Raw genomic sequence first — 22,076 nt, 5'->3', positions numbered from 1 at the left:
GCCCGCTGCCCCACACCCGGTCCCATATTTCCCATAATTATCGAAATTTCCGTTATCTTTTCGCACCCTGCAGGTCGATCAGCACGCCCCGCGCGTACCCGGCCTCGTCATTCCGTGACGGTCCCCGCCCGGCTGGCCCGGCCCGGCCACCGCAACCCCCCTGCACGGCCAGCGTTGAATGACATGTCGGCCCCCGGCCGGTGGGGCATGATGACGGAGTAGGAAATATGGGCGAGTTTAAAGACAAGATCAAAGGACATGCCGACGCGATGGTCGGCGAGATCAAGCGCAGTGTCGGCAAGGCCACGAAGAATACCGACCTGGAAGCCAAGGGCACCGCGCAGAAAATGAAGGGCGACGCCGAACGGGCCAAGGGCGCGGTCAAGGGTACCATCAACAAGTTCTGACGCTTCACCGCTTCGCCGGATCGTGTTCGGAGCAGCGCGATCAGCCGCACCGGGGCCTATGGGATCGACCCCGGTGCGGCACGACGGTTATCTGGCGGCGCGGTTGTGTATTCGTCGATTGGCATGCGCAGCGATGCGAAGCAAACGCGCGTCGGAGCGCTGCCGGTGCGCATTTCCAGATACGTCCCCTACAATGGGGGGTTATGATTATCCAGCACCTCCTTGAGGCAGATGAATGTTCGTGTGCGGCGTATGCCGGGAAGAGACATGAGATATTCACTGTGCATTGCATTAAATTGATAAATATCTTCCGCTCTTATTTTTAGAAAATAGTCGAATTCTCCGGACACGAGATAACAATCCGTCACCATTCCGATTTTCTTTACGGCGGTTTCGAACGTATCAAGATTGATGTTGTTCAAGCCGTCCAGGCAGACCCCGACGAGGACAAGGGCGCCGCGATTGATCATGGGCTGATTGAGGATCGCGCTGAATTTCAGGATGACCCCGCGGTCCACCAGGCGCTGGACTCGGCGGAAGCATGTCGCCGCACTGATATTCACCGCCTGGGCGAGATCGGAAATGGGCAACCGTCCATCTTCGGCCAGGATCCGGATGATGTTCCTGTCGATAGCGTCCAGGGTCGGGGTGATTGATACCGCCATGCTATCTTTCGGAAGGTGAGGAAAAGCGCAATTTTTCGGTTCCACCTGCAAAGATCGATATAAAATCGATTTTAAAATGAACGCACCTTTCATACCGATTTCGTTATGATCTGTCATCACAATTTTTTGATAATGGATCGGGAATCGATGCGCATCGTCCTCTTGCCCTGCCTCGTCGCGACCTCAATAAGTATGTTGGCGGTTTCCGCATCCTATGCTTGGGCGGACAATAGCCCGTCGCCCCCCAGGACGAACAAACAGGCCAAATCGCGGCCGTTACATGCGCAGGGGACGCGCAAAGCGGGCAGCGCCATCACCAGCCAGGATGAAGCGGTGGCTGTCGTGGGAACACGTGAGACATCGCATGGGATGGAGCAGAGCGTTACCCGTGCGACGATGGACAAGTTCGTGGCGGGGACCAGTCCCCTGCAGATTCTGTCGGCCACGACACCGGGTGTCAATTTTGCCTCGGACGACCCGTTCGGCCTGGATACATGGGCGAACACATTTTATATTCGCGGCTATTCCCAAAGCCAGTTGGGCATCACCCTGGACGGCATCCCGCTGGGCGATGCCCAGTTCATCAATTCCAACGGCCTCGATATCAATCAGGCGATCATCCAGAACAATATCGGTCGCGTCGACATGTCGCAGGGTGGCGGTGCGCTCGATGTCATGTCCGTCACCAACCTGGGTGGCGCGCTGCAATATTATTCACTCGATCCGCGCGACAAGGCTGGTGGAGACATTTCACAGACGTTCGGCAGCAACCAGACCTATCGCACGTACGTCAGCGCCCAGAGCGGCAAGCTCAATCCCAGCGGGACGAAGTTCTATGCGTCGTACGCGCGCACCGATGCCGGGAAATGGAAAGGGGCCGGGGACCAGTTCGAACAGCAGGCGAATTTCAAGATCGTACAGCCGCTCGGGCGTTAGAGCCTGTTTGGAAAGTCATGGATGAGCGTTTCTTCGGGTGAGATTGGCGCCCATGGCGACGAAGATCATGGCCTGTGAGACATCGATGCGACGCTCGTAATCGCGCACGAGGCGTCGCCATCGGGTCATCCATCCGAAGGTTCGCTCCACGACCCAGCGCCGGGGGAGAACCTCAAAGCCTTTCGCTCCGTCCCTGCGACGGATCACCTCGACGACGAAGTCCAGGTAGGCAGCCTTGTCCATCAACTGGAGCCGGTCATAGGCACCGTCCGCGAATAGATGCTTGACCCACGGCCAGCGCTTGCGGATCGCGTCCAGGATCATCTGCGCTCCGGCGCTGTCGGAGATGTCCGCCGGCGTCAGGTTGACCATCAGCAGGCGTCCGTCCGTATCCACGGCGATATGCCGCTTGCGCCCGACAATCTTCTTTCCAGCGTCGTAACCTCTTGTTTTCGCGTGCGGCGCCTTGATGCTCTGGCTGTCGATCACTCCGGCCGAAGGGCTGGCTTCACGGCCCGAGCGCTCCCGGTCAAGCATCAGTTCCACATCATGAATGGTCTGGAACAGGAACCGCCGGGCCAATTCCCTGAACCAACCATAGACCGTACGCCAATGCCCGAAATGGATCGGCAGCATTCGCCAGCCGCAGCCGGATCGAACCAGGTAACGAACCGCGTTGATCACCTCGCGGAATTCGATCTCGCGCGGACGCCCCGTGCGTCCCGGCTCGGGCATCAGTGGCGCGATGCGCGCCCATTCCTCCTCCGTCATATCAGACGGATAACGCTTCGTCTTGCGGGTAATCCTGGCCATGCGGCCTCTCTGCTCTGGCGTCCACATCCAGAGCTTGAATCACACTTCAGCGACTTTCCAAACAGGCTCTTACGGAAAACTGTCCGGATTCTTCAATTATTCCGAATTCGACCAGTATAATTACAGCGATTTGAGCCTGGAAATCATCCAGAAGCTCGGCCGGAACGTGGATTATTTCTATCCGAACTACAAAGCCGCGTATCAGGCTGCCGAGGGGATCTATCCCGCAGGCTATGCCAAGGTCGGGGATGCCATGGACGTCTCCTATTACGATGGTGGCCAGGACCAGCGGAATTATCTTTCCGGCATCACGTCCACGATCGATCTGACGTCCCGCCTGCATCTGAAGACGGTGCTGTACGACCAGCAATCGGCGGGGGACTACGAATGGACCAACCCCTATGTGTCGTCGCCCTCGGGCGCGCCCATGATCCAGCAGGTCGGGCACACGTCGATGACGCGCGTGGGCGGGATTGGCGCGGTGCAGTACCAGATCGCCAATCATTCGCTTGAAACCGGCGTCTGGTACGAAAACAACGGATATAGCTGGGCGCAACGGTACTACAACCAGCCGCTCCTGGGGGAGGGTACGCCCCGAAGCGCCACCGGACCGTACAACGATCCGTTCGCCACCGCATACGCCATGACCTTCAATACCAACAGTTTTCAATATTACCTGGAAGATTCCTACCGTATCTTGAAGACGCTGCGGGTGCACGCGGGCTTCAAATCCATGCTGACGACGACGTCGGGCGGCGCATCCTATAACAATCCCGTCTATACGGGCCAGGACACCCTGCCCAGTGGCAGCCTGACCACCGCCAGCGCCTTCCTGCCGCATGTCAGCATCAACTGGAATTTCCTGCCCCGGAACGAACTGTTTTTCGACTTCGCGGAGAACATGCGCGCATTCACCTATAATACCAACGGTTATAGACACAGACCTGTGTGAGCCCACTTTCTGAGCCCGATGGATCGGATGGTGTCAGGCAGGGCGGCAAGCTTGTTCCAGGCGGAACAGGCGGCGTCGATGATATGATCGATGCCGTCGAAGACGGTGTTGGACAGCCAGTTGGCGCGCAGGAACTGCCAGACATTTTCGACCGGGTTCAGTTCGGGCGCGCGGGACGGCAGGAAGATCAGGCTGATATTGCGGGGCAGCTTCAGCTTGTCGGTGGTATGCCATCCTGCGCGATCGAGCAGCACGACGGCGTGGGCACCGCGGACGACGCAGCGCGAGATTTCCTCGATGTGCAGTTGCATGCTGGCGGTGCCGATGAACGGGAGCGCCAGGCCGGCGGCTTTGCCACGCGCCGGACAGATCGCGCCGAACAGCCAGGCATTCTCGTAGCGCTGATCAGCCGGCTGGCGTGGCCGCGTGCCACGCCGGGCCCATTGTCGGACGATGCCGTTCTTCTGGCCGATCCGGGCCTCGTCCTGGAACCAGATCTCGATCGGCTTGCCCTTGGGCAGATGGCCGGTATGGGCATTCAGGATGCGGGGGAAGTTTTTTTGAATGCCTCCATGACGCCAGCGTCCTGACCCGGGTGACGTGGCCGGGCGCTGACATAGGAAAAACCAAGCCGTTTCAGTAGAGTGGACACATGACGCTCATGATAGACGACGCCGAAGCGCTCTTCGATCACGCGTTGCAGATCGACCCGGCGCCAGCGCACCACGCCATCACGCTGCCGATCCGGCCCCGCCTCGACCAGGGCCTTCAATTCGGCCTGCTGTGCCCCGCTCAGGCGGCAGGCCGGCCCTGCGTGCAGATGATCGCGCAGGCCATCCGGCCCTTCAGCATTGAAGCGGTGAACCCAGTCCCGCAGCGTCTGGCGGTCCATGCCGCCTACGCGGGCCGCATCGGTGCGGCTGGCCCCGTCACGGATCGCCGCCAGGGCCAGAAGCCGGCGCGCAGCGTTCGCCTGCCGGCTGCGCGCCGCAAGTCGCCTCAGATCAGAGGCCGAATAGTCATCCCGTAGCTTCACCGCTCTCGTCATCTGCCAGATCCTCCCAAAATCAAGAGAATCAGAGCCGGCGCCGTTCGTCACTTCACACACGAGTCAGTGGCTACGGCCTTTGGTATAATACATGGCAGAGCGGAAATGCATGGGGGGTCAATGAGATGCCCCAGAACCTGAAGCCCGAGACCACCTTCAATTACGAGGTCGGTTATCGATATAATTCCCGCTTCGTCACGGGCCTCGTCAATCTGTATCATATCGATTACAGGAACCGACTGGCCACCATCACCACCGGTAGCCTGGTGAACGCCCACAATACCTATATCAACGTGGGGAACATGGCGATCTGGGGTGCCGATGCCGGCGTGACGGTGCGCCCACTGCCGGGCCTCGAGATCTTCAACAGCGCCAGCTACAACAAATCCACCTATGGGCAGGATGTATCCAGCGGCGGGGTAAATTATCCCATCAGCGGCAAGCAGGAGGCCGGCTATCCGCAATGGATGTACAAGGCCAACGTCTCGTACAGGTATGGCAACGCGAAGGTCAACTTCAACGTCAACTATATGGGAAAGCGATACATCTCGTACATGAACGACGCCGCCGTGAACGGGTATTGGCTGGCATCGCTGTCGGCGACGTATATCTTCAAAACCATTCCCCATCTCTCTCAGCTTGAATTCAATTTCGGCGTCTACAACCTGTTCAACCAGGAATATATCGGCGGCATCGGCGGGTTCTCACTGTCCGGTGACACGCAGCAACTCTTTGCCGGCGCGCCACGCCAGTTCTTCGGTACGCTGCACGCACGGTTCTAGAACAGGAAGGGGTGCGCGGTGAGGTTCGACCCATCACGCACCCCGCCCGCGTCCCTGTCCAGGCCCGCTTACAAGGGCAGGTCCCGGCGGTCGCAGATCGCCTCCATGGCCATGTAGGATGTGACCGTGTCCAGTTCGACCCGGGCGATCAGGCCGCGATAGATCTCGTCGAAGGCGTTCATGTCCGTCGTGACGATCTTGAGCATGTAATCGTAATCGCCCGCGATCCGGTAGAAATCGATCACGTTCGGCACGGCCGTCACCGCGTCGCGGAACCGGTCCAGCCAGTCCCGCGAATGATGGCGCGTGCGCACCATGACGAAGACGGTCAGCCCCAGCCCCAGCGCCACCGGGTCCAGCCGCACCGTCTGGCGCTGGATCAGTCCGCGTTCGCGCAGGGCATGCAGCCGGCGCCAGCATGCGTTCTGCGACAGGCCCACGATATCGGCCAGTTCGCGTTGCGACAGCGCGGCATCCTGTTGCAGGGCCCGCAGCAGGGCACGATCAAAATGATCCAGATTTTCCACCATAGCCGATCATATGACCCGATTCGGCCCATTTCAATGCAGGAAAAGGGGAAGTTCTTTCCCGCCGCGCCGTCTATTTTCATCGCGAACCCTCTTGAGGCGAACAGTGCGATGCAGGACGACCAGCCCCCTTTTGCGGATTTCATCGCATCCTTGCGAGTGGACGACCTGTCCGGATTGCGCGCCGGGCTGATCGGCGAGGGCGCGCCCGTGCCCGGACCGTTCGGCGTCCATCCGCTGGTCTATGCCGATTATGTGGCATCCGGCCGGGCGTTGCGGCAGGTCGAGGATTTCGTGATGAACCGGGTCCTGCCCTATTACGCCAACAGCCATACCGAGGCATCGTTCTGCGGCCGGCATGTCAGCCGGATGCGGCGGGCGGCGCGCGAGGCGATCGCGCAATCATGCCGTGCGGGGGCGGGATTTTCCACGATCTTTACCGGGTCGGGCGCGACGGCGGGGCTGAATCGCCTGGTTCACCTGCTGGGCGTGGCCGATGCCGCCCGGGCAGGCGAGGCCCCGGTGGTGTTCATCGGCCCGTACGAGCATCATTCCAACATCCTGCCCTGGCGCGAGAGCGGTGCCGAGATCGTCGCCATCGACGAGGCGGAGGGCGGCGGCCCCGACCTGGCGCATCTGGCGGCGGCGCTGCAGGCCGCCGGTCCCGGCCGGTTGAAGGTGGGGGCCTTCTCGGCGGCGTCCAACGTGACGGGCATCGTCACCGACACCGACGCCGTCACGGCGCTGCTGAAGGCGCACGGCGCCCGCGCGGTATGGGATTATGCCGGCGGCGGCCCGTACCTGCCGATCGACATGAAGGGGGGCGACATGAAGGGGGGCACGGCGTGCGAAAAGGATGCCGTCGTGATCTCGCCGCACAAATTCATCGGCGGTCCGGGCGCGTCGGGGGTCATGATCGTGCGCGACGCGGCGGTGACGCACCACCGCCCGGTCTTCACTGGCGGGGGCACGGTGCGGTTCGTCTCGCCCTGGGGTCACGATTACGCCGAAAGCATCGCCAGCCGCGAGGAAGCGGGCACGCCCAATGTGGTGGGCGACATTCGCGCGGGGCTGGCGTTCCTGGTCAAGGCGGCGATCGGACAGGCGCGCATGGATGCGCGCCACGCCGCGCTGTACCGCATGGCCAGGGCGGTATGGGACCGTAATCCCAATATCGCGATTCTGGGCCTGTCCGGGAAGCATCCACGCGCGGCATCCTGCCTGCCGATCTTCTCGTTCCAGGTCCGCGACGCCCGGCGGGGCGGAATGATCCACCAGCAATTGTTCACCCGCATGCTGTCCGACCGCTACGGCATCCAGGCCCGTGGGGGATGCGCCTGCGCCGGACCGTACGCCCACCGGTTGCTGGGCATCGACCGGGACGCCTCGCAGGCGCTGCGCGCCGCGATCCTGGAGGGGGACGAAATCAGCAAGCCCGGCTGGACGCGGCTGAATTTCAGCGTGCTGATGGATGATGAAAAGGCCGGGCGCATCATCGCGGCGGTGGACGAACTGGCCCGCGCGCCCTATCCGACCGCCGACCATTACACGGTCGATCCGGCCACCGCCCGATTCCGCGCGGCATGAAGGCAGGCAGGGCCCGATGCCCTGCCCCCCCCAATCGATTTTTCCAAGGGGTCAGCCCCTGCGGCGGGCCAAGGGCTGAGCCCTGGCCCGCCTTTGGTCAGTCGGCCACCGCGATGTCGATGGCCCCGCCACCGGCACGGAACCGTTCGCTCATCTCCTCCAGGCCGGCCTTGATGTCGGCCGTGGACAGGCCGTCATTCTGGGCACGGGCCGCGTCGCGGATATCCTGGCTGATCTTCATGGAGCAGAATTTCGGCCCGCACATCGAACAGAAATGCGCCGTCTTGTGGGCTTCCTTCGGCAGGGTTTCGTCATGGAAGCAGCGCGCGGTTTCCGGATCGAGGCCGAGATTGAATTGGTCCTCCCACCGGAATTCGAAACGGGCGCGCGACACCGCGTCGTCATGCAGGCGGGCGGCGGGATGGCCCTTGGCCAGGTCCGCGGCATGCGCCGCGAGCTTGTAGGTGATCACCCCGGTCTTGACGTCGTTGCGGTCCGGCAGGCCCAGATGTTCCTTGGGCGTGACGTAGCAGAGCATGGCGGTTCCGAACCAGCCGATCATCGCGGCGCCGATCGCGCTGGTGATGTGGTCGTATCCGGGCGCGATATCGGTGGTCAACGGACCGAGCGTGTAGAACGGCGCCTCGCCGCAATGGGCCAGTTGCTCGTCCATGTTGGCCTTGATCTTGTGCATCGGCACGTGGCCCGGGCCTTCGATGATCACCTGGCAGCCATGGTCCCAGGCAATGCGGGTCAGTTCGCCCAGCGTGCGCAGTTCGGCGAACTGCGCCGCGTCGTTCGCATCGGCGATGGAACCGGGGCGCAGCCCGTCGCCCAGGCTGAACGACACGTCATAGGCGCGCATGATTTCGCAGATTTCGGCGAAATTCTCGTACAGGAAGCTCTCGCGATGGTGCGCCAGGCACCATTTGGCCATGATCGAGCCGCCGCGCGAGACGATGCCGGTCACGCGCTGAGCGGTCAGCGGGATGAAGGGCAGGCGCACGCCGGCATGGATGGTGAAGTAATCCACCCCCTGTTCGGCCTGTTCGATCAGCGTGTCGCGGAACAGTTCCCATGTCAGGTCCTCGGCCACGCCGCCGACCTTCTCCAGCGCCTGGTAGATCGGAACGGTGCCGATGGGCACGGGGCTGTTGCGGACGATCCAGTCGCGGATATTGTGGATATTGCGCCCGGTGGACAGGTCCATCACCGTATCCGCGCCCCAGCGCGTGGCCCAGACCATCTTGTCGACTTCGTCGGCCACATGTCCCAGCACGGCGGAGTTGCCGATGTTGGCGTTGATCTTCACCAGGAAGTTGCGGCCGATGATCATCGGCTCCAGTTCCGGGTGGTTGATGTTGGACGGCAGGACGGCGCGCCCCCGGGCGATTTCGTCGCGGACGAATTCCGGCGTCACGAAATCCGGGATGCTGGCACCGAAATCCTCGCCGTCGCGCAGCGGCTTGTCGGCCTGCGCGCGGCGCAGGTTTTCGCGGATCGCGACATATTCCATTTCCTCGGTCACGATGCCGGCGCGGGCGTATTCCAGCTGCGTCACCGGCCGGCCGGCCCGTCCACGGCGAACCACCCGCCGGCCGTTGTCGAACGCGGGGGCCAGCATCGATCCGGTGGCGCCGCCATTGTCCTCGGGCCGGACAATGCGGGGCTGGGCCACGGTCTCGGTGTCCCCACGGCGGACGATCCACGCGTCACGCACACTGTCCAGCCCGCGCGCGATGTCGATATCGGCCTGCGGGTCGGTATAGGGGCCGGAGGGATCGTACAGCGTCACCGGCGCTTCGTTGGCCGTGGGGTGCAGGTCCACCTGGCGGAACGGCACGCGCAGGTCGGGGTAGAGCGTACCGGGCTGATAGACCTTGTGGCCACCCACACGGGGGCCGACGGTCACGTCACCCGTGGCGGGCGCATGCGCGGGCTGACGCGGAGAGGCAGGCGGGGGGCTCTGGATGTTCATAGCGCGTCCTCGTTGCTTTTGGAGGGGCCGCGCCGGCGCGAAATGTCATCCTGGCGACGCATCGCGGCATCGCGCTCAATTCCCATCCCTTCGCCGGCATGACCCGGATCAGGTTCGACGGGTCAGGGGCTAGCCCCTCTCTCAGCCATTCTGACGCGGCTCCCCGGAGAACGCGACGATCTTAGAGCGGGGGGAACGCGGCGGGTCAAGAGAAACGGCCCACCCCTGGCACCGGCGCGTGTCACATTGTCGCGCACCGTCAGCGGCCCGTCCCGGCTGTCCGCAGGCTGGGGGCGACGGCGTGATGGACGATTTCGACACAATGCCGCAGGTCGCGGGCATCGATCTGCCCCGGTGCCGAGGGATGGTCCAGCATGCCGAAGGTCGCGGCCGAGCCGAAGATTTCACCCGCCAGGCGCGAGACGACGCCGCTTCCGCCCATCGCCATGGTGATCAGCGGCCGGTCGGCCCAGCGTGTGCGCATTTCATACGTGGCGGCCAGCAGGCTGAGCACGTCCCCCGCGTCATGCGGCATGACCGCGAGCTTCAGGACATCCACGTCGCACTCCTGCATCCTGCGCATGCGCTCCACCAGGCGATGGGACGGACCGGTACCGGCGAAGTCATGGGACGACAGGATGACGCGCACGCCCGCGGCCCGCGCCGCCGCGACGATGCGCCGCACGACGTCCCGGCCGCGATTGAATTCGACGTCGATCAGGTCCGGCAGCAGGTCGGCCTCCAGCACGTGGTCGTAGAAGGCGACATAGGCCTCGTCATCGATCGGGGTCGCGCCGCCCTCCGCCCCGGTGCGAAAGGTCACGATCAGCCCGCGACGGTCCAGGATCGCCCGCAGGTCGCGGCACAGGGCGGTGACGCGCGCGCCGTGACCGTCATGCCCCGGGCGCGCGTCATGCCAGTGATCGGCCCGGGCCTCGACCAGGTCCACCGCGTCGTGGCCGGCCAGGCGGCGGGCGGCGGCCCGGACCTCGTCCGCCCCGGCGGCGACGATCGGCACGATCACCGCCGCGCGGCCGACGCCCAGCGTCACGCCCCGCACGGGCACGGCGCGCAGTTTCGGCCCCGGCGCCAAGGGTTCCGGTTCGTCCGGGGCGTGGTCCTTCGCGCTACGCATGGACCGTGCTCCCCGCCAACTGGTCCAGCAGGTGCGTGGTGGCACGGCGGACATGCAGGGCCACGGCCTCGGGCCCCTGTTCGCGGGTCATGCGCTCCATCGGGACCGCGATCGCGACGGGGGTGCCGGGCGGAAGACGGGTCAGGATGCCGGCCAGGTCCAGCGCCCCCTCCCCGGGGGGCAGGCGTTCGGACCCGTTTCCCGCCTGCAGGCCGTCGGACAGATGCACGAACGGCACCAGCCGGCGCGGCAGCGCCGACAGGGCGGCCAGCGTGCCGCCACTGTGCGCGACATGCAGCGTATCGACCAGCACGCCGCCATTGGGCGCCCCCGCCATGACCACCAGGTCCAGCGCCGCCTCCAGCGTGGACACCGCCGCCCCCGGGGCGAATCCCAGCACCACGCCCAGCCCGCGCGGGCGGGCCAGGGCGCACAGGGCGGCGAAGCGGTCGGCCATCCGGCCGCGATCGCGGTCGCAGGGCATGGCGATCACGTAGCGCGCGCCCAGTTCCGCCCCGGCCGCCAGCAGCGGTTCCACGTCCGCGACGTCCAGGTCCGGCGTCAGGCATACGCATTCGATGTCGTGGACCGCGATGCCCGTCTCCGCCGCCGCCCGGCGCGTCGCCTGCAGCATCGCCGGATCGTCCATCAGCGGATAGGCCGTTCCGCCCTCCGTCACGGAGGCCAGGCGCAGGCCCACGCCGCGATAGCCGGTCCGGGACGCGACACGGATCATGTCGGGGGGCGCCAGCGACAGGGTCGTCAGATGCGCCAGAATCAGGTCGTGGGTCATGCAGCCTCCTGCGGTACTCAGAGGACTGCCGGGGGCGGCACCGGGGCAGCCTGCACTGACACCGAACGCCGCCGCCGGGTGCTGGTTGTTTTTTGCTATGGCCGGACGGGACGGATCGCCGCGGCCTGGATGTCGGGCGTGCAGCGCGCGTGGAACGCCGCGAAATTCCGTTCGAACCGCGCCGCGAGGTCCGACGCGGCATGGCGGTAGGCGTCCGGATCGGCCCAGGCCGCCGCCGGGTCCAGCAGCGCGGCGGGGATGCCGGGCACCCGGGCGGGAATGGACAGGCCGAAATGCGGCTCGACCTGGAAGGGGGCGTCGTCCAGCCGCCCGTCCAGCGCCGCGTTGACCAGGGCCCGTGTATGCGCGAGCGAGATCCGGTCCCCCACGCCGTACGGGCCGCCGGTCCAGCCGGTATTGACCAGCCAGCACGTGACCGGCACGCGCGCCAGGCAGGCCGCCAGCCGGTCGCCGTACAGTTCCGGCGGGCGGGGTAGGAACGGCGCGCCGAAGCAGGCGCTGAACGTCGCCTGCGGCTCCTTCCCCAGCCCCTTTTCGGTGCCGGCGATCCGTGCTGTGTAGCCCGACAGGAAATGATAGACCGCCTGCGCCGGCGTCAGCCGCGCGATCGGCGGCAGCACGCCGAACGCGTCGGCCGTCAGCATCACCACATGGCGCGGCAGCCCGCCCTGCCCGTCCGCGCTGGCATTGGCGACGAAATCGATCGGGTAGCAGGCCCGCGTGTTTTCCGTCAGGCTGCCGTCCGCGAAATCCGGCACGCCGTGCGCGTCGGCCACCACGTTTTCCAGCACCGCGCCGAAGTGCCGCGATGCGTCCCAGATTTCCGGTTCGGCCGCCTGCCGCAACCCGATCACCTTGGCGTAGCAGCCCCCTTCGATATTGAAGACGCCCCGGCCCGACCAGCCATGTTCGTCATCGCCGATCAGATGCCGCGACGCATCGGACGACAGCGTGGTCTTGCCGGTGCCCGACAGGCCGAAGAACAGCGCCACGTCACCATCCGGCCCGATATTGGCCGAACAATGCATCGGCATCACGTCCTGGTCCGGCAGCAGCCAGTTCATGGCCGTGAAGATCGATTTCTTGATCTCGCCCGCGTACCCGGTCCCGGCGATCACGATCAGGCGCTGTTCCAGCGACAGGATGACGCCCGTGCTGCTGCGCACCCCGTGCACCGCCGGGTCCAGGTCCAGTTCGGGCGCGTGCAGGATCACGTAATCCGGCTGGAATCCCGGCAGGTCGGCCGCCGGGGGGCGGATGAACATATTGCGCGCGAACAGGGCGTGCCATGCCGAGGTCGTGACCAGCCGGATGCGGATGCGATGGGCCGGGTCGGCGCCGGCATACAGGTCCTGGGTGAACAGTTCCTGCCCTTCCAGGTATCCGCGCGCATGGTCGCAGACGCGCTGGAACGCGGCGACCGGCAGGGGCATGTTGATGTCGCCCCACCAGATGCCGGCGCGCGTCGCCGGTTCGTCGACGATGAATTTGTCCTGCGCCGACCGGCCGGTATGCACCCCCGTCCGTACCATCAGCGCCCCGCCGGCGGACAGGCTGCCCTCGCCCCGGCGGATCGCGCATTCGGTCAGTTCGGGGGCATGGAGGTTGGCATGGACCGGGCCGGCATGACGCAGGCCGGTTCCCGCCAGGACGCTGTCGGAACCCGCAGGCCGGAAACCGTTCTTGTTCTTCATTCTTTCCGCTTCCTGAATATGGCGTGACCCGCAGCATAGCAGCGCCCTGTCCGTCACCCCACGGCTATTGTCGCAAATTCCTTATGTATTCTAACGGTTTCCGACATGCCTATATCGGCCAGTGGCGTCGATTTTCCGTATCGTTTGCATGGCGTTAAGCGCCCGACGGGCCGTGCAAAAGGTTCCACCCGAAACATTCATGACGTCATCACAAAATTGTTCATCACCTGCGATGCGATCCTGACACAGTCCTTTAGCGTTTGATTTTCATCCATATCTTTTATACGATAAGCTAATGAATGAAAAAGAACGGCCGGAAGCCAACCTCATCATCGACGTCATTGCCGGAATCTCGGCTGCCGGCGGGTTATTGTTCGGATACGACACCGGCATTATTTCCGCCGCGTTGTTACAGATCGCGCCGCAGTTCCATCTGGGTATCGGCGGGCAGCAGATCGTCACGTCCGCCATCATCGCGGGGGCGCTGCTGGGGTGCCTGGGGGCGGCGCCGCTGTCCGACCGGGGCGGACGGCGGCGCACGGTGATGCTGGCCGCGACGGTGTTCATCATCGGCACCGCCATGGCCTCGCTGGCCGGCAGCGTGTGGATGCTGACGCTGGCGCGCTTCGTGTTGGGCCTGGCGGTGGGGGCGGCATCGCAGATCGTGCCGCTCTATATCTCGGAACTGGCGCCGGCGCGGCGGCGCGGCCGCCTGGTGGGGATGTTCCAGCTTGCGGTGGTGTCGGGGGTCCTCGTCTCGTTCATCGTGGGCTACCTGCTGCGCCACGACAGTTGGCGGGTCATGTTCGGCCTGGGCGCCATTCCGGCCGTCATCCTGCTGCTGGGCATGGCGTTCCTGCCCAACAGCCCGCGCTGGCTGGCGATGCGCGGCGATTTCGAGGGGGCCCGGGTCGTGCTGCGCCGGGTGCGCGGCAACCATCATGTGGCCGAGCGCGAATTGCAGGATATCATCGACGCCCATGACAGGCAGGCCCCGTGGTCCGAACTGGCCAAGCCATGGGTGCGGCCGGCGCTGGTGGCGTCGATCGGCATCGGCCTGCTGTGCCAGTTGAGCGGCATCAACGCCGTGCTCTATTATGCGCCCACCATCTTCTCGGGCGCGGGGTTCGGCGAGGGATCGGCCCTGCTGACCTCGGTCGCCGTGGGGGTCGCGATGATCGTGGCGACCCTGTTCGGCAGTTGGGCCGTCGAGGCGATCGGCCGGCGCACCCTGATGCTGTGGATGCTGCCCGGGGCCAGCGTGGCGCTGTTCATCCTGGCGAGCCTGTTCCATGCCGGGCAGCCCACCGGGCTGCAGGCCTGGGCGATGGTCGCGTCCCTGCTGGCCTATGCCATCCTGAATGTCGGCAGCCTGTCGGTCACGATCTGGATCGTGGGGGCCGAGATCTATCCGCTGTCGGTCCGGGGCAAGGGCATGAGCCTGGTCGCCGCGTCGCACTGGGGGGCGGACCTGCTGATTTCTCTGACCACCCTGTCGATGGTCCAGGCCTTCGGCGCCGGGGGGACCTTCATGCTGTTCGGGGTGGTCAACGCCCTGGCCTTCCTGTTCGTCCTGCGCTACGTCCCCGAAACACGCGGACGGTCCCTGGAGGAAATCGAGGCCAGCCTGCGCGACGGCACGTTCGTCCGATAGGGTTCCGGGGGCAAACCTTGTCGGCGGGGCCGGCCGCGATTATCCCGGATGCACGCCCCTTCGCCATCATCTGGACTGTCCCGACATGACCGTACCCCGGATCGACCCGTTCCATGCCGTCGGCCTGAGCACGCTTGCGCATCGCATGGCGGCCGAGGGGCGCAGCATCGTGCACATGGAATTCGGCCAGCCCTCGACCGGCGCGCCGAAGGCCGCGATCGCCGAGGCCCATCGCATCCTGGACAGCGACGGCATGGGATATTGGGAGAGCACGCCGCTGAAGGCGCGCATCGCCCGGCATTATCGGGACAGCTACGACGTCAGCGTCGAGCCGGAACAGATCTGGCTGACCTGCGGGGCGTCGCCGGCCTTCGTCCTGGCACTGAATTGCTGCTTCGCGCCCGGCGCGCGGATCGCGCTGGCCCGCCCGGGCTATGTCGCCTATCGCAACACGCTGCGCGCGCTGTATCTGGAACCGGTGGAAATCGCCTGCGGCCCGGCCGAACGGTTCCAGCTCTCGGCCGCCGCCATCGCGGCGCTGGACCCGCCGCCCGACGGCGTGATCCTGGCCAGCCCCGCCAACCCGACCGGCACGATCCTTTCCACCGAGGAAATGCAGGCCATCGTCGCGCTGTGCCGCGCGCGCGGCATCCGGATCATCTCGGACGAGATCTATCACGGGCTGAGCTATATCGGACCGGTGCGCTCGGTCCTGCAGGACGACCCCGACGCGCTGGTGGTCAACAGCTTCTCGAAATATTTCAGCATGGCGGGCTGGCGGCTGGGCTGGCTGGTGGTGCCCCCCGCGCTGGTCGAGGCTGCGCAGACGCGGGTGGGCAACATGTTCCTGACCCCGCCCTCGCTCAGCCAGCATGCCGGGCTGGTCGCCTTCGACTGCCGCGAGGAGCTGGAGGGCCATGTCCGCATGTACCGCCACAATCGCGACCTGATGCTGGAGCATCTGCCCGCGCTGGGGCTGTCGCGGATCGCGCCGCCGGACGGGGCGTTCTATATCTACGCCGATATCGGGCACCTGACCGACGACAGCCTGGCCTTCTGCGCCCGGCTGCTGGCCGAAACCGGGGTGGCGACCGCACCGGGGCTGGATTTCGACCCGATGGAGGGCCACCGTTTCATGCGCTTCAGCTTCGCGGTCTCGACCGACCGGCTGGAGGAGGCATTGCGACGCATGACGCCCTGGTTCGCCCGCGCGCGCGACGCCGCGCGATAGGGCAGACCAGGGGCCGCTGCTACCCCATCAGGGACCTGATCCCGGGCAGGATCGCCACCAGCAGCCCGGCGGGCGGCGGTTTCACGCCGTGGGTCCGCACCACGCCGGCAAACGACTCGACCACCGCCTGGTCGGCTGCGATCCGTGCCACGGCATCGCGGCGCTGCGCGTCGTCCAGGGGGCCGGACAGGGCGGCCAGCCCGATGCGGGCCAGGGCCGCGATGTCCCGCGCCACCGGCAGGCCCTGTTCCAGCGCGCCCACGCCCTGCGCGACCGTGGCGAAGCGATCCCCGCACGCGGCCCACGCGCCGAGTTGCGCCCGCAACGCCTCCGCCACGCCGCGATCCCCGGCGGCGAAGCGCGCGGCCAGCGCGTTGAACCGCATCGCGGCGATGGGGTCGGGGGATGCGATTTCCGCCAGTTCGTCGAACCGCACCTGGCCGCTGCGCCGGACGAAGCTGTTCAGGGCGTAATTGCGCACCGGCATCACGGCACCCATCAGGCAGGCGACCGCCCCGGGATCGGCGGGCGCCAGGCGGGCCTGCATCCGATAGGCGTTCGCCCGCGCCTGCAGGCCGGTCACCTCCAGGCGGCTCGCCACCTCCGTCAGGCGGCGATCCATGCCATCGACATCGCGGATCTCCGGCTGCGACCAGAACCGCTCGGCTATGGCGGCGGCGCGCGGCACACAGGCGCGCATCAGCGTTTCGTCCGTGACCAGTTCGCTCCACAGCGGGGCCTCGCCGCCCAGCACCAGCTTCTGCTGCGCGGCATCCAGCGGCGGCAGGGTGGGGTCGAGCGTGAAGGCGTCCACCAGGGGGCCCATCGTCACGCGCTTGATATCGGCCTGCGCGCGGGTCAGGCCGCTGGCCTGCACGTCCAGCGGATCGACCCGGTAATGCTGCTCCGCCGGGTTCAGCAGGTCGAGATAATAGCCGGCCGAGACCACGACCGGGTGGCCCGCCCGGGTGGCGGTGCCGATGAATTTGGACGACCGCCAGGCCTCGACCACCACGCTTTTGGGAATCGGGGCCGCGCTGACCTCGTCCCAGCCCACCATGATCTTGCCCTGGCGGGCCAGCACGGATTGCACCCGCGCGGTAAAGGCCGCCTGCAGCGACGCGGTGTCCGCGAAGCCGTGGGCCTTCATGAACGCCGTAATCTTCGGATTGCGGGTCCATTGTTCGGCCTGCACCTCATCGCCGCCGGCATGGAAATAGCGATCCGAGAACAGGCGCCCCATTTCGCCGTATAGCTGCGTGACGAAGTGCAGCGTGGCATCCAGCGTCGGGTTCAGCGCCGCGTCGTCGGGGTCCGGCATGGCCGGATCGACCGGCTGGGCCGCCAGCGCGGGATAGGCCAGCAGGATGGCCAGCGCGTGGCCGGGCGTGTCGAATTCCGGCACGATGCGCACGCCGCGATCGGCGGCGTAGGCGACCAGGTCGCGGATCTGGGCCTGGGTATAGAACTGGCCATGCGACCCCTGCCGCTGCAGGCCCGGGAACAGCCGGCTTTCGACCCGAAATCCCTGGGAATCGCCCAGATGCAGGTGCAGCACGTTCAGCTTCACCTGCTCCATCGCGTCGATCTGCCGATGCAGGGTCTCGATGCGCATGAAGTGGCGCGAGACGTCGATCATGATGCCGCGCCAGGGAAAGCGCGGCCGGTCGTCGATATCGGCCTGCATCAGCACCGGGCCCTGCGGCCCCTGCGCCGCCAGTTGCGCCAGGGTGGCGAACCCGTCCAGCACCCCGGCGGGACCGGCGGCGTCCAGCGTGATGCCGTCCGGACGGACGGCCAGGCGGTACTGCTCCTTCTCGCCCAGGGCGAGGAAGGACGGGTCGGCCCCGTAGCGGACCCGCAGCATCGCGGCCCCCGACGCGTGGTCGTCGGCCGGCAGCACCCGGCCGGCCAGCCGGTCCAGGCGTGCCCTCAGCCGATCGGCCGCGCGGCGCAGCAGGGGTGTCGGCGCGTGGTCCCACTGCACGGCCAGGCCGTTGGCCAGGGACAGGGTCTGGCCGGAATAATGCGCCGAGGCGGGCAGCGGCATCACGCCGGTGCCGCCCGCGCGTGCCCCGCCGGCAGCGCCACGGCCAGCACCGCGCCCAGCGCCGCGGCCGCCACGCCGCCCGCCATGCCGCCACCGGCCCCCGGACCGGCAATCGCCGTCCGCCGCCGCATCAGGCCGACATAGGCCAGGATCACCAGATAGGACGGGGCCGCGACCAGCACGAAGGCGGCGTGCGCCCCGCGGGTCTGCGCCAGATGCACGAAGACCTGCGGCAGCACCGCCCCGCCCGAGAACGCCATCACCAGAAGCGCCGCCGCGCGGTCGGCATGCCGGTCCATCATGCGCATGACCACCGGAAACAGCGCCGGCATGATCATGGCGTTGGCAAAGCCGAGCAGCGCCACGCACAGGACCGAGACCAGCCCGCTGCTGACCCACGCCGCCCCGCACAGCACCAGCCCCAGCCCGCAGGACAGACCCATGTACTGCAGTTGCGAGACCAGGCGCGGCACCACGGCCATGCCCGCCAGGTAGCCCGCCATCATCGCCGCCAGGGTCAGGGCGGTGAAATATTTGGTGACGTCCAGCGACAGGCCGAATCCGCGCCCGTACATCCCGATCGCGTCGCCGGCCATGACCTCTACCCCGACATAGAGGAACGTGCTGAACACGCCCAGGCACAGCAGGGGAACGCCGCCCCGCGCCGGCCCCTCCGCATGGCCGGCCGCGTCGGCCGTGTCCTCCCGGCCGATGGCGATGGATGGCAGGCGCGCGCGCAGGATCCATACCGCCAACCCCAGCAGCAGCACCGCCATGGCCAGATAGGGCGCATGCACCGCATGGGTGAAACGGGCGAGGACGGCGTCACGCGCCGCCGCCGACGGCGCGGCGCGGACCTGCGCCGCGATGCCGCCGATATCGCGCATGACCAGCCCGGCGAACACCAGCGGGGCGACAATGCCCGCGCACTTGTTCGCCGTGCCCATGATGGCGATGCGCTGCGCCGCGCGGGCATGCGGGCCCAGCAGGCTGACATAGGGGTTGATCGTCACCTGCAGCAGCGACAGGCCGGCGCCGATGACCCCCAGCCCGGCCAGCGCGCCGGGATACCAGCGCGCGGTCACGCATTCGCCGAACAGCGCCGTCCCGCCCGCCATCACCATCAGCGAGACCGCCATGCCGGCTTTCAGCCCGGTGCGGCGCGCCAGCAGGGTGGCGGGAATGGGAAACACGAAATAGGCCAGGTAGAAACAGGCCGGAACCAGGAACGCCGCGACATCGCTGAGGTTGAAGGCAAGCTGCACGAAGGTGATCAGCGGCCCATTGAGCCAGGTGACGAAGCCGATGCTGAAGAACAGGATCGCCATGATGACGATCGGGCGCCAGCCATGGGCGCCGGCCGGACTGGTCACGGACGGGGTCGTCAAGAGGCTGTTCCTTCCGGCGGCGAAAGATGGGACGTCACGATGACGATAGCACGCCCCGCCGAATGGCCCAGATGCCTTCCGCCATCAGCACCGGTGTAGGTCCGGAAACGCGCGCCGGATCGCCACCAGCGCGCGTTTACGGACCGACGCTGCGGGCGGCGAGCATGACGGCCATGACCATCATCACCGCCGCCACCATGCTGTCCAGCACCCGCCAGGCGGCGGGACGGGCGAAGACCGGCCCCAGCAGCCGCGCGCCGTAGCCCAGCACCACGAACCACAGCGCGCTGGCCGTGGCGGCCCCGGCGACGAACAGCGGCCGCGCCCCGCCGGGCAGGGCCCCGCCGACCGCCCCCATCAGCAGCACCGTATCCAGATAGACATGCGGGTTGAGGTAGGTGAACGCCGCCGCCCGGCCCATCGTCCCGGCCAGCGTATCCGGCCCTTCCGCGCCGCCGGTCACCAGCGCGCCGGGTGCCAGCGCGCGACGCGCCGCGCTGATCCCGTACCAGGACAGGAACACCGCGCCGCCCAGGGACATCCCCCAGGTCAGTTGCCGGACCAGCCCCGGCAGCGTGTGCAGCAGCATGCCGATGCCCGCCACCCCGGCCGAGACCAGCAGCAGGTCGGACAGGGCGCAGAACGCCACCACGGGCGCGACGTGCCGTTGGCGCAGCCCCTGGCGCAGGACGAAGATATTCTGGGCACCGACGGCGACGATCAGGGCGGCGGCCAGGCCGAAGCCGCTGGCAAAGCTGGAAGCGAAAAACATGGCGCTTCCATGCCGGGCGGAGGGAGCACAGACCAGCTTAAGTTTCTATCCCCGATTAAGGAGATCTAAATTAAAAACCGGAGGACCCTTCAAAACACGACGGCCGCCGCGTAGGCTCCCGCCCCTGGGTTCATCACCGGCGGGGGCGACGTCATGCATCGGAACAGGCCGTCCATCCTGCCCCTGTCATTGTGCGCGTCCGGGGAAGAAGGCGACGTCCTGCAGCAGGCGGGACGATTGGAGGAATCGGAACAGGCCTATCTGCGCGACCTGGCGAAACGTCCCGACGATGCGCGCCTGCTGATCAATTACGGCAGCCTGCTCTGCTCGCTGGGCCAGTACCAGAGGGCCCACGACATTCTCATCCATGCGATCCGGCTGGCACCGGACCTGCCCGAAGGGTGGGGAAATCTCGGCTGTGCCCTGATCTACATGCAGCAATATCAGAACGCGGTCGCCGTCCTGCAAAGCGGCCTGGAGCGCAAGCCGGTCCTGCCGGTCGCCTTCAGCAATTTGGGCGTCGCACTGGACAGGCTGGGCCGCCACGACATGGCCCAGATCTTTCACCGCGAAGCGATCCGGCTGCTGCCGGACGATGCGAGGCGCCACAGCAACTATGCCATATCCCTTCTGGCACAGGGGAAATACCCCGAAGGCTTCAGGGAATATGAATGGCGCTGGACCACGCTGGACATGCGCGCGCACCGCCCGGCCACGCCGCAATGGCAGGGCGAGCCGTTCGACGGAAAAACCCTGCTGATCCATACCGAAGGCGGCTTCGGGGACATGATCCAGTTTTCCCGTTTCATCCCGCTCGCCGCCCGCCGGGGCGGCCGGGTCGTGACCGGCGTGCGCAGGGAACTGCTGTCGCTGCTGCGGGATTCATTTCCCGGCCTGACCTTCGTCCCCCACGACGAACCCGCGCCGCGTCACGACCTGCACTGTTCGGTGCTGAGCCTGCCCCATGCGCTGGGTATCGCAATGGCCGACATTCCCGCCGCGTCGGGCTTCCTGCGCGCCGACCCGCGCAAGGTGCGGCACTGGGCGGCACGGCTTGGCGCGGAGGGTCCCGCCCCGGCCGGACCGACCCGCCCGGTGCGGATCGGGCTGGTCTGGGCGGGTGCCCCGCATCGCGGGGTGCGGGAATACGAGCAGATCGACAAACGCCGTTCGACGGACCTTGCGACCTTCGCACCGTTTGCCGCCGTATCGGCCGATTTCGTGTTCTACAGCCTGCAGATCGGGAACCGGGCCGACCAGGCGCGCACGCCGCCGCCCGGCATGGTCCTGATCGACCATACCGGCCTGCTTCATGAGTTCAGCGACACGGCCGCCCTGGTCGCCAACCTGGACCTGGTGATCGCCGTCGATACGTCCACGGTCCATCTCGCCGCCGGATTGGGCAAGCCCGCCTGGATGCTGTCCCGCTTCGACCAGTGCTGGCGCTGGCTGTCCGGCCGGACGGATTCCCCCTGGTACGACAGCCTGCACGTCTTCCGCCAGAGCCAGCCCGGCGACTGGTCCGGGCCGGTGCGGGACATCACCGCCGCGCTGCATGCGCTGGCCGAGGCGCGTCATGCCGCCCCGTCCGCGATCGGGAGGATCTAGCAGGCTGTCGGATTGGGCGCTGCCGTAGTGATGAG

Annotated in this window: 18 protein-coding genes, 1 pseudogene and 1 riboswitch; of the genes and pseudogenes, 8 read left to right on the top strand and 11 right to left on the bottom strand. The window is 66.5% G+C overall.

Annotation, left to right across the window (positions count from 1 at the left end; all coding sequences use genetic code 11):
* Positions 1 to 227: 227 nt before the first annotated feature.
* Positions 228 to 407 (top strand): CsbD family protein, encoded by a 180-nt coding sequence (locus GDI_RS02940; RefSeq protein ID WP_012223176.1) that lies wholly within the window; start codon positions 228 to 230, stop codon positions 405 to 407.
* Between the two features lie 188 nt (positions 408 to 595).
* On the opposite strand, the gene GDI_RS02935 is transcribed toward GDI_RS02940, so the two are convergent.
* Complete coding sequence (locus tag GDI_RS02935) at positions 596 to 1,189, bottom strand: Lrp/AsnC family transcriptional regulator (RefSeq protein WP_231854201.1); 594 nt, start codon at positions 1,187 to 1,189, stop codon at positions 596 to 598.
* A gap of 30 nt (positions 1,190 to 1,219) precedes the next feature.
* On the opposite strand from GDI_RS02935, the gene GDI_RS18835 reads away from it, so the two are divergent.
* On the top strand, positions 1,220 to 2,008 hold the full coding sequence (locus GDI_RS18835; protein WP_322786476.1) for a TonB-dependent receptor plug domain-containing protein: 789 nt from the start codon (positions 1,220 to 1,222) through the stop codon (positions 2,006 to 2,008).
* 15 nt (positions 2,009 to 2,023) lie between these two features.
* On the opposite strand, the gene GDI_RS02925 is transcribed toward GDI_RS18835, so the two are convergent.
* Positions 2,024 to 2,848: an IS5-like element ISGdi2 family transposase gene (locus GDI_RS02925; protein ID WP_012553437.1), complete on the bottom strand. Its 825-nt coding sequence runs from the start codon at positions 2,846 to 2,848 to the stop codon at positions 2,024 to 2,026.
* Positions 2,849 to 2,951: 103 nt separating this feature from the next.
* On the opposite strand from GDI_RS02925, the gene GDI_RS02920 reads away from it, so the two are divergent.
* Positions 2,952 to 3,773 carry a TonB-dependent receptor gene (locus GDI_RS02920; protein ID WP_050934977.1) on the top strand — a complete coding sequence of 274 codons (822 nt, stop codon included), beginning with the start codon at positions 2,952 to 2,954 and terminating at the stop codon, positions 3,771 to 3,773.
* On the opposite strand, the gene GDI_RS18830 is transcribed toward GDI_RS02920, so the two are convergent.
* A protein-coding gene (locus tag GDI_RS18830; RefSeq protein WP_012553677.1) for an IS630-like element ISGdi5 family transposase occupies positions 3,752 to 4,821 on the bottom strand; the annotation gives its coding sequence in 2 pieces (ribosomal slippage) (positions 3,752 to 4,335 and positions 4,335 to 4,821; 1,071 coding nt in all). The genes GDI_RS02920 and GDI_RS18830 overlap by 22 nt on opposite strands.
* A 95-nt stretch (positions 4,822 to 4,916) precedes the next feature.
* On the opposite strand from GDI_RS18830, the pseudogene GDI_RS02905 reads away from it, so the two are divergent.
* Positions 4,917 to 5,603: pseudogene (locus GDI_RS02905) on the top strand (TonB-dependent receptor domain-containing protein); the annotation flags it as partial.
* Between the two features lie 68 nt (positions 5,604 to 5,671).
* Here the strand turns inward: GDI_RS02905 and GDI_RS02900 are convergent.
* Positions 5,672 to 6,133 (bottom strand): Lrp/AsnC family transcriptional regulator, encoded by a 462-nt coding sequence (locus GDI_RS02900; RefSeq protein WP_012223167.1) that lies wholly within the window; start codon positions 6,131 to 6,133, stop codon positions 5,672 to 5,674.
* Positions 6,134 to 6,241: 108 nt separating this feature from the next.
* On the opposite strand from GDI_RS02900, the gene GDI_RS02895 reads away from it, so the two are divergent.
* Positions 6,242 to 7,717, top strand: a complete 1,476-nt coding sequence (locus GDI_RS02895) for an aminotransferase class V-fold PLP-dependent enzyme (RefSeq protein WP_012223165.1) — start codon at positions 6,242 to 6,244, stop codon at positions 7,715 to 7,717.
* 97 nt (positions 7,718 to 7,814) lie between these two features.
* Here GDI_RS02895 and thiC read toward each other — a convergent pair whose 3' ends face one another.
* From thiC to pckA, 4 genes are all read right to left on the bottom strand, one after another.
* Positions 7,815 to 9,695, bottom strand: a complete 1,881-nt coding sequence (thiC, locus tag GDI_RS02890) for a phosphomethylpyrimidine synthase ThiC (RefSeq protein WP_012223163.1) — start codon at positions 9,693 to 9,695, stop codon at positions 7,815 to 7,817.
* 67 nt (positions 9,696 to 9,762) lie between these two features.
* A riboswitch (TPP riboswitch) is annotated at positions 9,763 to 9,871 on the bottom strand.
* Positions 9,872 to 9,954: 83 nt separating this feature from the next.
* Entirely contained in the window at positions 9,955 to 10,830 is an 876-nt protein-coding gene (gene aroD / locus GDI_RS02885; protein WP_231854200.1) for a type I 3-dehydroquinate dehydratase, read from the bottom strand.
* Complete coding sequence (locus GDI_RS02880) at positions 10,823 to 11,623, bottom strand: sugar phosphate isomerase/epimerase family protein (protein ID WP_012223159.1); 801 nt, start codon at positions 11,621 to 11,623, stop codon at positions 10,823 to 10,825. The genes aroD and GDI_RS02880 overlap by 8 nt, the downstream gene beginning before the upstream one ends.
* Before the next feature lie 95 nt (positions 11,624 to 11,718).
* The gene (gene pckA, locus GDI_RS02875; RefSeq protein WP_012223157.1) at positions 11,719 to 13,338 is read right to left on the bottom strand and encodes a phosphoenolpyruvate carboxykinase (ATP); all 1,620 of its coding nucleotides are present in this window, start codon (positions 13,336 to 13,338) and stop codon (positions 11,719 to 11,721) included.
* A gap of 295 nt (positions 13,339 to 13,633) precedes the next feature.
* Between pckA and GDI_RS02870 the strand changes: the two genes are divergently transcribed.
* Both GDI_RS02870 and GDI_RS02865 read left to right on the top strand, forming a co-directional pair.
* A complete protein-coding gene (locus tag GDI_RS02870; protein ID WP_012223153.1) occupies positions 13,634 to 14,992 on the top strand; it encodes a sugar porter family MFS transporter in 1,359 nt (452 codons plus the stop codon).
* Between the two features lie 85 nt (positions 14,993 to 15,077).
* Positions 15,078 to 16,223 (top strand): pyridoxal phosphate-dependent aminotransferase, encoded by a 1,146-nt coding sequence (locus tag GDI_RS02865; protein WP_012223151.1) that lies wholly within the window; start codon positions 15,078 to 15,080, stop codon positions 16,221 to 16,223.
* 19 nt (positions 16,224 to 16,242) lie between these two features.
* On the opposite strand, the gene GDI_RS02860 is transcribed toward GDI_RS02865, so the two are convergent.
* The 3 genes from GDI_RS02860 to GDI_RS02850 form a co-directional block, all read right to left on the bottom strand.
* A complete protein-coding gene (locus GDI_RS02860; protein WP_012223148.1) occupies positions 16,243 to 18,273 on the bottom strand; it encodes a beta-N-acetylhexosaminidase in 2,031 nt (676 codons plus the stop codon).
* The gene (gene gluP, locus GDI_RS02855; protein ID WP_231854199.1) at positions 18,273 to 19,661 is read right to left on the bottom strand and encodes a glucose/galactose MFS transporter; all 1,389 of its coding nucleotides are present in this window, start codon (positions 19,659 to 19,661) and stop codon (positions 18,273 to 18,275) included. The genes GDI_RS02860 and gluP overlap by 1 nt, the downstream gene beginning before the upstream one ends.
* Positions 19,662 to 19,797: 136 nt before the next feature.
* Positions 19,798 to 20,433 carry a LysE/ArgO family amino acid transporter gene (locus GDI_RS02850; protein WP_012223144.1) on the bottom strand — a complete coding sequence of 212 codons (636 nt, stop codon included), beginning with the start codon at positions 20,431 to 20,433 and terminating at the stop codon, positions 19,798 to 19,800.
* A gap of 153 nt (positions 20,434 to 20,586) precedes the next feature.
* On the opposite strand from GDI_RS02850, the gene GDI_RS02845 reads away from it, so the two are divergent.
* Positions 20,587 to 22,041 (top strand): tetratricopeptide repeat protein, encoded by a 1,455-nt coding sequence (locus tag GDI_RS02845; RefSeq protein ID WP_012223142.1) that lies wholly within the window; start codon positions 20,587 to 20,589, stop codon positions 22,039 to 22,041.
* The last annotated feature ends 35 nt before the right edge of the window (positions 22,042 to 22,076 follow it).

The sequence above is a fragment of the Gluconacetobacter diazotrophicus PA1 5 genome (genome assembly GCF_000067045.1).
Classification (GTDB): Bacteria; Pseudomonadota; Alphaproteobacteria; order Acetobacterales; family Acetobacteraceae; genus Gluconacetobacter; species Gluconacetobacter diazotrophicus.
The sequence above is the reverse complement of the archived record's forward strand: the minus strand, read 5'-3'. Positions and strand labels throughout refer to the sequence as shown.

Bases quoted from the DNA above. Each gene is read 5' to 3' on its own strand.
- GDI_RS02940 (WP_012223176.1), top strand. From the start codon at position 228: ATGGGCGAGTTTAAAGACAAGATCAAAGGACATGCCGACGCGATGGTC.
- GDI_RS02935 (WP_231854201.1), bottom strand. From the start codon at position 1,189: ATGACAGATCATAACGAAATCGGTATGAAAGGTGCGTTCATTTTAAAA.
- GDI_RS18835 (WP_322786476.1), top strand. From the start codon at position 1,220: ATGCGCATCGTCCTCTTGCCCTGCCTCGTCGCGACCTCAATAAGTATG.
- GDI_RS02925 (WP_012553437.1), bottom strand. From the start codon at position 2,848: ATGTGGACGCCAGAGCAGAGAGGCCGCATGGCCAGGATTACCCGCAAG.
- GDI_RS02900 (WP_012223167.1), bottom strand. From the start codon at position 6,133: ATGGTGGAAAATCTGGATCATTTTGATCGTGCCCTGCTGCGGGCCCTG.
- GDI_RS02895 (WP_012223165.1), top strand. From the start codon at position 6,242: ATGCAGGACGACCAGCCCCCTTTTGCGGATTTCATCGCATCCTTGCGA.
- thiC (WP_012223163.1), bottom strand. From the start codon at position 9,695: ATGAACATCCAGAGCCCCCCGCCTGCCTCTCCGCGTCAGCCCGCGCAT.
- aroD (WP_231854200.1), bottom strand. From the start codon at position 10,830: ATGCGTAGCGCGAAGGACCACGCCCCGGACGAACCGGAACCCTTGGCG.
- GDI_RS02880 (WP_012223159.1), bottom strand. From the start codon at position 11,623: ATGACCCACGACCTGATTCTGGCGCATCTGACGACCCTGTCGCTGGCG.
- pckA (WP_012223157.1), bottom strand. From the start codon at position 13,338: ATGAAGAACAAGAACGGTTTCCGGCCTGCGGGTTCCGACAGCGTCCTG.
- GDI_RS02870 (WP_012223153.1), top strand. From the start codon at position 13,634: ATGAATGAAAAAGAACGGCCGGAAGCCAACCTCATCATCGACGTCATT.
- GDI_RS02865 (WP_012223151.1), top strand. From the start codon at position 15,078: ATGACCGTACCCCGGATCGACCCGTTCCATGCCGTCGGCCTGAGCACG.
- GDI_RS02860 (WP_012223148.1), bottom strand. From the start codon at position 18,273: ATGCCGCTGCCCGCCTCGGCGCATTATTCCGGCCAGACCCTGTCCCTG.
- GDI_RS02850 (WP_012223144.1), bottom strand. From the start codon at position 20,433: ATGTTTTTCGCTTCCAGCTTTGCCAGCGGCTTCGGCCTGGCCGCCGCC.
- GDI_RS02845 (WP_012223142.1), top strand. From the start codon at position 20,587: ATGCATCGGAACAGGCCGTCCATCCTGCCCCTGTCATTGTGCGCGTCC.